This window comes from Candidatus Poribacteria bacterium (assembly GCA_021295755.1).
Classification (GTDB): Bacteria; Poribacteria; WGA-4E; order WGA-4E; family PCPOR2b; genus PCPOR2b.
Genome location: JAGWBT010000186.1, coordinates 12,612 through 14,231 on the forward strand (window position 1 = coordinate 12,612; position 1,620 = coordinate 14,231).

Here is a 1,620-nt window from a genome sequence, read left to right on the forward strand (position 1 = left end):
CTCTGATAAGAGGGGAAAGACAAGGGAGAAGATCCCCTCTTATCTTCTCCCCTTGTCAGGGGAGTTGGGGATTTAGGGGTTGGCTGTGAATTGGGAGTGTCTAAGTAATTCTAAAATTTACCATAGTAAGAATCCAGTGATTTCATCACCATATATGTTTTCGTAGAGGGGAGGAGTGTTAGCGATGACCGAATCAAGAAAACGAGAGCTACAAGCAGAACTAGAGGGTATGACCGTCCATCAAGAAACGGGGGTCGGGTGGGATGAAAATACCCCGCCCAATGAAACCCTAGACCAGTACGGCAATCTACTCGCACAAAATCGGGGCGTTGTACCAGTGCCGGACAATCGATCCCCCAAGCGGCGGATGTATGATGATCCGGGCGTTGAGGCACTACGGGCGCACCTACAAGCGCACAACGGAATTCACGGACTCGAAATCTGTGACCCCAGCGAAGTTGAACGCGCCGCTCGGATTTTCCGTCGAGACGGTTTCGTGGTGGTGCGTGACCTACTCAATGCGGAACAGCTAGCGGCTTGGAGAGCGGGCTGCGCCGAGGCGCTGAAACAGATCTTGGAAACCCCCGGTCCGGGAGAGCGAAAATACATGACCGAAACCGGACGGCTGCCACACCGATACAGCTACGGCACCTGTTCCGCTTCGAGGCAGATGCTCCACCATCCCGCTTGGGCGAACATGATCGACCTGCCGACGACCACTCCTATTGTCACGGAGATCTTCGGTTCTTCCGATTACCGTGTCTGGGGTTCTGGTGGGGATCTCTGCCTGCCGGGCGCAGTCGAATATCAACATCTGCACTCCGATGGTAGAGATGGACAACACCTCTCGGAACCGCGTATCGAGCAGGCACGGCGGGTCGGCGTTGAGTTCGATACCGACAGTTCGGGCGACTTCGATGTGCCGACAATCAAACTGATTATGGAGATGACACCGCCAACGGTGACCATCAACTTCCTGATGGCAGACCTCACGTGGGAGAACGGTCCCATCCGTCAGATTCCGGGAACGCATGTCGTACAACAGCCACCGCCGGTAACCGACGATGAACCCGATTGGATGCGACATTCGACACTCGTCGGTGCACCCGCCGGTGCCGGCGTCTTCCGCGATAACCGAGCGTGGCACGGCGCTACCCCCAATCTATCCAAAGAGGTCAGGGCGCTGCCAAACGTGGAGTATGCCGCCCCGTGGCGCACGCGGGACGGATTCAAGGTGGTCATGCCCCATGAAATGTGGGAAACGATGACACCGCACGGCAAAGCGCCGGGCGTGTGGCCCCCCGGTGCCGGTATCATGCACCCCCTCGCAGGCGCACGAGAAGAAGCAGCAAAGTAGTAGGCATACGCCGTATGCCGTAACCACTGGAAGAGGATTGGGCGGGCACAAGACCTGCCCCTACATTTATGGTGAATTATAAAAATAAGTAGACATTAACAAGATCGCTAATTCCCCCCTGATAAGGGGGGTTAGGGGGGTTAAGTGTTCATCTGTAATGTATAAATAATTCTATCATCTACCATAGTTTGTTCCCTGTAGGGGCAACCCTTGTGGTTGCCCTTGCTACTTGAACTACACAACCAATTTAGGAGGCAACCTAT

1 protein-coding gene is annotated in these 1,620 nt (G+C 54.9%); it reads left to right on the forward strand.

Translation table 11 applies throughout. The features are described from left to right. Window positions 1-184 precede the first annotated feature (184 nt). Window positions 185-1,357 carry a phytanoyl-CoA dioxygenase family protein gene (locus J4G02_21025; protein MCE2397007.1) on the forward strand — a complete coding sequence of 391 codons (1,173 nt, stop codon included), beginning with the start codon at window positions 185-187 and terminating at the stop codon, window positions 1,355-1,357. The last annotated feature ends 263 nt before the right edge of the window (window positions 1,358-1,620 follow it).